Raw genomic sequence first — 6937 nt, forward strand, 5'->3', positions numbered from 1 at the left:
ATAGCGGAAATGCCCATTGCAAAAATTAATAAAATGAGCATAAACATTACATTCCCCGACGGCAATGTGCGCCAATACGAAGCTGGCGTAACTGGTCTTGAAATCGCAAAGTCGATATCGGAAGGGCTGGCCCGCCATGTGCTGGCAGCAAAAGTAGATGGCGTTGTAAAAGACCTCTCGGCTACGATAACGGAAGATGCTACCATTAATTTTCTGAAATGGGACGATGCGGAAGGTAAGAACACCTTCTGGCATAGCAGCGCCCACCTGATGGCCGAAGCGGTTGAATCATTATTTCCCGGCGTGAAGTTCTGGGTAGGCCCTGCCCTGGAAAAAGGTTTTTATTACGATATTGACCTGGGCGATACCAGGCTGACAGAAGAAGACCTGACGAAGCTGGAGAAGAAAATGAGCGAGCTGGCAAAAAAGAACGAGGAGTTTGTTCATAAAGCCATGCCAAAGGACGAAGCCATTGCTTATTTTACTGAAAAAGGTGATGAGTACAAGCTCGACCTGTTGCAAAACCTGAAAGATGGCACCATTAGCTTTTACACGCAGGGCGACTTTACCGATCTGTGCCGTGGACCGCATATTCCCCATACTGGTTTTATCAAGGCCATCAAGCGAACCAATATTGCCGGCGCCTATTGGAAAGGCGATGAAAAGAACAAGCAATTAACCCGTATTTACGGCATCACTTTCCCCAATCAGAAAGAACTGGATGAATATCTGGTGCTGCTGGAAGAGGCGAAGAAGCGTGACCACCGTAAGCTGGGTAAAGAATTGGAGTTGTTTGCTTTTTCTGAAAAAGTGGGCATGGGGCTGCCGTTGTGGTTGCCAAAAGGCGCCATGCTTCGGGAAAGACTACAGCAATTTTTACAAAAAGCGCAAATTGAAAGCGGCTACCTGCCGGTAATTACCCCGCATATCGGGCACAAGAACCTGTATGTAACATCAGGCCACTACGAAAAGTATGGCAAGGATAGCTTTCAACCGATTAAAACACCGCAGGAAGGAGAGGAGTTTTTGCTGAAGCCAATGAACTGCCCGCACCATTGCGAGATCTATAAAACATCGCCAAGAAGCTATAAGGACCTGCCTTTGCGCCTGGCCGAGTTTGGTACCGTGTACCGCTACGAGCAGCATGGTGAACTGCATGGGCTTACCCGGGTGCGTGGCTTTACTCAGGATGATGCGCATTTGTTTTGCATGCCTGGCCAGGTAAAAGAAGAGTTTAAAACTGTAATTGACCTTGTATTGTATGTGTTCAGATCGTTGGGTTTTACTGATTATACAGCACAAATTTCGTTACGGGATAAGGAAGACCGGTCTAAATATATAGGTAGCGACGAGAACTGGGAAAAGGCGGAGCAAGCCATCATAGAAGCCGCTGCCGAAAAAGGATTGACCACCGTAACGGAATATGGCGAGGCCGCATTTTATGGTCCCAAGCTTGATTTTATGGTAAAAGATGCCATTGGCCGCAAGTGGCAGCTAGGCACCATTCAGGTAGATTACAATCTGCCAGAGCGCTTTGAGCTTACCTACATTGGCGAAGACAATGCCAGGCACCGTCCCGTTATGATACACCGTGCGCCATTTGGCAGCATGGAGCGGTTTATAGCCGTACTTACCGAGCATTGCGCTGGCAAATTCCCACTATGGCTTACACCTACACAGGTTAAGCTGCTGCCTATTAGCGATAAATTTCTGCCTTATACCGAAAGCGTATTAAAGCAGTTGAAAAAAGCCGACATCCGGGCAGAAATTGACGACCGTAACGAGAAAATAGGTAAGAAAATACGGGATACCGAACTGGCCAAAATACCATACATGCTGGTGATTGGCGAAAAAGAAGTGGCTGAAGGCAAGGCTGCTGTGCGCCGCCAGGGCAAGGGCGATATAGGTACCAAACTGATCGAAGAAATTATTGCGGATCTGAGGCAGGAAATTGAAGAAAAGGCAGGTAATTAAGTTACTATCTCATAACTGGATTTTGTCTGGCATAGCGCCAGACAAAATCCAGGTTAGTAACATATGTATAAGAATAAATTACTGGTAAACATCCTCTATATAATCATGGCCATTGATCTTGTCTGAGCCTTCTACCAATTGCGCAACAGCTGCAGCAGCTAATCCGCCCAGAAAATACAATCCTATGGTCATTATTTTTGTTCCTATCGTTTTGTTACTTGGTTCGGGTGGCAGTCCCATTGACTTGGGTAAAACAACTGCGGAGATACCAGCTGCCAGTCCTAATAATGCGCCGAACCACCATACTTTTTTTCTGCCACCTGCAGCTGCCATGCTAAAATAAGCGGTATCACAAAACAATTCGCCCCCTACAGCCCACCGCTGCAGCGCATCATCTGCCGGTACCTTTTTATTCATTTTTGTTAACCCTTTTCGCAGCAGGTCCATATCCAGCAGATCCATACGAGGTGCAGTAGGGGTTACTCTTCTCATTGCCTCATGCAGGGAAGCTACTGTAATTGTTCCTGCTAATCCTCCGGCCAACGCAGATGAAACTTTCATAGTAAAATAATTATTGGTTGTTAAATCAGTTTAATTCCCTGAAAAAGTTATACCACGTTGCCTGCCATTAACAGGATCCCTTGCAAATCAAATGTTTCATTCTTTAGTGAGTATCAATATCAACAAATTGCCATGGACAGGCGGTCCTTCCGGGGTCTGTTTTAATTGTTTTTTCGACAAAAAATATAAGTCGGGCCTTTGTAGTATCTTTAAAGCAATACAAATCCTACGGGTTGCCAATGACAACGTTTAGTTTCAATCCGGTTACGCCACATCCGTTATTACAGCCATTTATTGCGAAAATGTGGGTGTTTGAAAGCTCCGGACGTTTGCCTGCGCTGGATAGAAAACTGATTGTCCCCAACGCCAATTTCAAACTCGCCTTTACCAGCCGCAACGGGTTGGTGGCCCGGGTAGAAGACAAGACCTTCACTCAACAAGAAAATGAGTTGTCATTTACCGGTTTGGTTGATTCGGCCGTTATGCTCGATCCGAAAGAGGACGTACAAACAGCTACCATAGTGGTTGAATTCAACCCGCTCGGCGCCTACCGCTTTTTTCAATTGCCCTACACGGAAGTCAAAAATAAAATTGTTGGAATGACCGATCTGTTGGGCAAACAGGTATCGGTACTGCAACAGCAAATGGGAGAGGAGCGTTCGGTAAAAAAGAAATTGCAGTTGCTGCAAAGCTTTCTGCTTAAACGGTTGGAAAACGCTACACCCGATCTCATATACGATTTTTATATTAACCGGATCTTTGAGAACAAAGGGTTAATCACCGTAGCGCAACTCGAAAAAGAAACCGGCTACAGCGCGCGTTGGTTGCATAAAAAGTTTACAGCCAATTTGGGCACGGGGGCGAAAAACCTGGCCGAAATAATCCGGTTCAAACAATTTTACCAGGCTTATTCAACCGGCGCCGATCTCTTCCATTTAAAAGAATACATGTACGAATATTACTACGACCAGTCTCATTTTCTAAGGGCCTTTAAACGATTTACCGGTTCCACCCCAACCGATCTTCAAAACAGCATTAACGAACTCGCTACCAGGCATTACACCAGTTGATAAGTTGAGTTCCGATTCGTACAATACGCGCGTTTCCTGCCGCGCTAGCTTTGCTGTTATAAATCAAATACAATGACAAACGATTTTAACAGCAGCATTTCTGCAAAGATCAGCGCATCAGAAGCTATTAAAAAGATCAGCAATGTAACCGGCTGGTGGGGTGTTACCCTTACCGGAAACACCGAAAAACAACATGACACCTTTCAGATAACAATGGGTGGCGATTCTTTCTTCGCCATGACCGTAACTGAACTGGTGCCCGCTAAAAGGGTGGTTTGGTTAATTACCGATTGTAATATGCCCTGGTTTAATGATAAAAAGGAATGGGCCAACACCCGGTTGATCTTTGATCTCAACGAAAATAACGGCGAAACAGATCTGACATTCATCCATGAAGGTCTTACGCCTGATGTGGAGTGTTATAAAGATTGTGAACAGGGCTGGACGCACTGGATCAAAACAAGTCTGCATTCGTACCTTACTACAGGCCAGGGTGTTTTTAGAAAGCCTACGAGGTAGTTGACCAGTTAATCAGTTAACCAGTTGACCAGTTGATACCTCTTACTTTTTGCCCCCTGCCTTGCTTTTCAATGAAGACGCCCTGATAATGAGATCAGCCCGTAACGTAATGGAGTTGGTGCTGTAGAGATTGCTGAGGCCTTTGAGGTGGTTGATAAGATTGGTGACGGCGGTGTTGCCCATTATTTCGCCCGAATAGTCAACCGTGGTAAGGTTGGGTTCAATGACCTTGCTGATAGGATCGTTGTTGAAGCCTGCGAACGCCACATCTTCAGGGATGCGAAGGCCGGCCGCTTTCAATGCCATCATGCAATACACAGCGGACGTATCATTGGCGCAAAAGACGGCATCCGGCCGTTTTGCCGCTGGCAGATTGAGCATATAATCAGCGGCTTCCGTTCCGTCTTTTTCTGACAGCGCACTTACTAAATGCCATTTCTCCTGGAAGGGAAGGTCGCGGTCTTTAAGCGCCTGCCGGTAACCATCGAAACGGTCTTTATACACGTTTCTGAGCAGGTTGCCGCCCAGATGCATAATACGGCGGCACCCCTGTTCTACCAGGTGACTGGTGATGTTGTAAGCAGCCTCGTAGTTGTTGATGACAACCGAAATGCTGGACGTATGGGGTTGAACGCGGTCGAAGAACACCACCGGGATATTGCGCTTGAAAAAAGGCTCCAGGTGATTGAGGTTGGGGGTGTCATAAGCCAGCGAGATCAACAGCCCATCCACCCGTTTGTTGAACATGGTTTCGGCATTCAGTTTTTCGTTTTCCGCCTCTTCCAGTGATTGGGCAATGATGAGATTATACCCATGCTTATTGGCAGCTTTTTCCATGCCCGCCAGTACCGACGACATGAAATGGCTGTTAAGCCGCGGCACCAGTACCCCCAGCGTATGCGTGCTTTTGCTTCGCAGGCTGCTGGCAAAGGTGTTGCTCTGGTAACCCAGTTTCCGGGCCGCCTCCGCAATCTTCTTTCGGGTATTCTTGCTTACAGCAGGATTATTGTTCAGGCCTCTGCTGACTGTGGCTGCAGAAATTTTCAGGTGCCTGGCTATGTCGTATATCGTTACATCCCGGTTTTCGGCCATTGTAACTGTATGATGTTTATCAAAGAAACCGAGCTTTTTTTGAATAAAAAAATGGAATCCGCCGGAGATGTATAGAAAAATATGATATATAGCCGTTTAAAGGGATAAAAAAGGGTCTTTTTTGGGAGTTGATCCCTATCCCAAACAGTTTATGAAAAAACTCCCGGTCCTTTCTCGTCCCGCTATTGCTATGAACAGTTCCGTTACAGCAAGCCAAACTTCAGCAGCAATTACAACAAAAATATTTATTAGATACCAGGCTACATTCTTCCATCAGCGGTGTACTGCTTAAAAGAGAGGCAGAGGTTGGAGAAATTGTTAACGTAGGGGTGCCTTTATTCACAGTATCAGATATCAGAAAAGTAAAAATGGTGGCCTTTGTTCCGGAAGGTGAATTGCATGAAATTAAGATTGGACAAAATGCAAACGTGATCATATCTTCTCTTGATAAAACATTTACGGGCAAAGTAACTGAAGTGGGATCAACCGCTGAGGCTACTTCACGGGCTTTCACAATTAAGGTTGACATTGAAAACCCCGGCTTACTCATTCGTCCCGGCATGATAGCGGAAGCCAGAATAGCTACCAAAAATAAAAAGCAGGCAGTCTTAATACCTGCTGAGTGCATTCAACAAGATTTGTCCAATCAAAGTTTTGTTTTTGTTGTAGATAAAGAACAGAATAAAGTGTTTAAGCGTAGGGTTAGCCTTGGAAACATAATAGATAATAAAATTGTAGTTGCATCCGGGCTAACTGAAAACGAGTTGGTTGTTACGGGTGGTCAGAAAAATTTAACTGATGGTGCTTTAATTTCTATAACCCAATAATTAATCGGCATGCAACAAACTTTAAATTCTGTACTCGAAGGTCGACCATTTTCACCAGCAGAAGCCCTTAAACTTGGGGCAATAGATGAAGTTGTGCCAAAAAACAAAGTGGTTGAGCGGTCATTAGAGCGAGCCGAATATTTGAGTCGCCGTTCCAAAATGTCACTCGGGGCAATAAAAAGATCAATATACTTTGGTAGTTCAATGGAGCTTAAAAAAGGTTTGCAATTTGAGCATGGCGAGTTTTTGGTAATGAGAAAAGAAGAAAGAAGAAGATTATTGTAAATAGAATAAAATGCACACCGCCAAACATTAAAGATTATAATAGAAACAAGTATGTTAAAAATTTCTTTCCCGGAATCAAATTTCATCTTTACAACTACTGATCCTCAATGTTCATTATATATCTATTTCTATAATTAGTGCTTCTGGCTTTGATCGATTGCAAAGCAATCCTGATTTAACATTAAATAGCCGTTAAAGATTCCTAGTTTAGAGTAGGCATCGCATGTATGAATAATTGTTTGTCGTCAGTTTGATGCCCATTAAAACCAAAAATCGTTAACGACATGAAAACTTTTACACTGCCATTGCTTATGCTTATTGCAGGTGCGTCGTTTACTTCCTGCCGAAAACATACTTCGTCACCGGATAACACCGGCGACAATTTTCCAACCCAGGGGCCTTATTTATATGTTGGCGGCAACACAATCAATGCAAAAGCTGCATATTGGAAAAAAAGTTTGTCGCAGCCGAATACTATTACACTTCGGGATACTTTAACCGACGGCAAAAACATTACTTCTATCGTTACCTCAGGAAGTGACATTTATATGTCAGTCTTTGGAACGAATGGCGGTTATTGGAAAAATAATACTTTAGTTAAGCTGCCCG

7 protein-coding genes and 1 pseudogene are annotated in these 6937 nt (G+C 44.5%); 6 read left to right on the forward strand and 2 right to left on the reverse strand.

Annotated features, from left to right (window positions below; genetic code table 11):
• Positions 1-9: 9 nt before the first annotated feature.
• A complete protein-coding gene (gene thrS / locus ACJ751_RS09120) occupies positions 10-1974 on the forward strand; it encodes a threonine--tRNA ligase (RefSeq protein ID WP_407745183.1) in 1965 nt (654 codons plus the stop codon).
• A 78-nt stretch (positions 1975-2052) separates the two neighbouring features.
• Here thrS and ACJ751_RS09125 read toward each other — a convergent pair whose 3' ends face one another.
• Positions 2053-2535: a hypothetical protein gene (locus tag ACJ751_RS09125; protein ID WP_407745177.1), complete on the reverse strand. Its 483-nt coding sequence runs from the start codon at positions 2533-2535 to the stop codon at positions 2053-2055.
• A gap of 239 nt (positions 2536-2774) precedes the next feature.
• Here ACJ751_RS09125 and ACJ751_RS09130 point away from each other — a divergent pair, with 239 nt between their 5' ends.
• Both ACJ751_RS09130 and ACJ751_RS09135 read left to right on the forward strand, forming a co-directional pair.
• A complete protein-coding gene (locus ACJ751_RS09130; RefSeq protein ID WP_407745178.1) occupies positions 2775-3605 on the forward strand; it encodes a DUF6597 domain-containing transcriptional factor in 831 nt (276 codons plus the stop codon).
• Between the two features lie 72 nt (positions 3606-3677).
• Positions 3678-4124 carry an SRPBCC family protein gene (locus tag ACJ751_RS09135; RefSeq protein WP_407745179.1) on the forward strand — a complete coding sequence of 149 codons (447 nt, stop codon included), beginning with the start codon at positions 3678-3680 and terminating at the stop codon, positions 4122-4124.
• A 42-nt stretch (positions 4125-4166) separates the two neighbouring features.
• On the opposite strand, the gene ACJ751_RS09140 is transcribed toward ACJ751_RS09135, so the two are convergent.
• Positions 4167-5216, reverse strand: a complete 1050-nt coding sequence (locus ACJ751_RS09140) for a LacI family DNA-binding transcriptional regulator (RefSeq protein WP_407745180.1) — start codon at positions 5214-5216, stop codon at positions 4167-4169.
• Between the two features lie 218 nt (positions 5217-5434).
• Between ACJ751_RS09140 and ACJ751_RS09145 the strand changes: the two are divergent.
• The 3 genes and pseudogenes from ACJ751_RS09145 to ACJ751_RS09155 all read left to right on the forward strand — a co-directional run.
• Positions 5435-6043: pseudogene (locus tag ACJ751_RS09145) on the forward strand (efflux RND transporter periplasmic adaptor subunit); the annotation flags it as partial.
• Between the two features lie 9 nt (positions 6044-6052).
• Positions 6053-6328, forward strand: coding sequence for an enoyl-CoA hydratase/isomerase family protein (locus ACJ751_RS09150; RefSeq protein ID WP_407745181.1), 276 nt, complete (start codon positions 6053-6055; stop codon positions 6326-6328).
• A 284-nt stretch (positions 6329-6612) separates the two neighbouring features.
• Positions 6613-6937 (forward strand): hypothetical protein (locus tag ACJ751_RS09155; protein ID WP_407745182.1); only part of this gene is annotated, 325 nt, incomplete at its 3' end.

The sequence above is a fragment of the Niastella sp. genome (genome assembly GCF_045805085.1).
GTDB lineage: Bacteria > Bacteroidota > Bacteroidia > Chitinophagales > Chitinophagaceae > Niastella.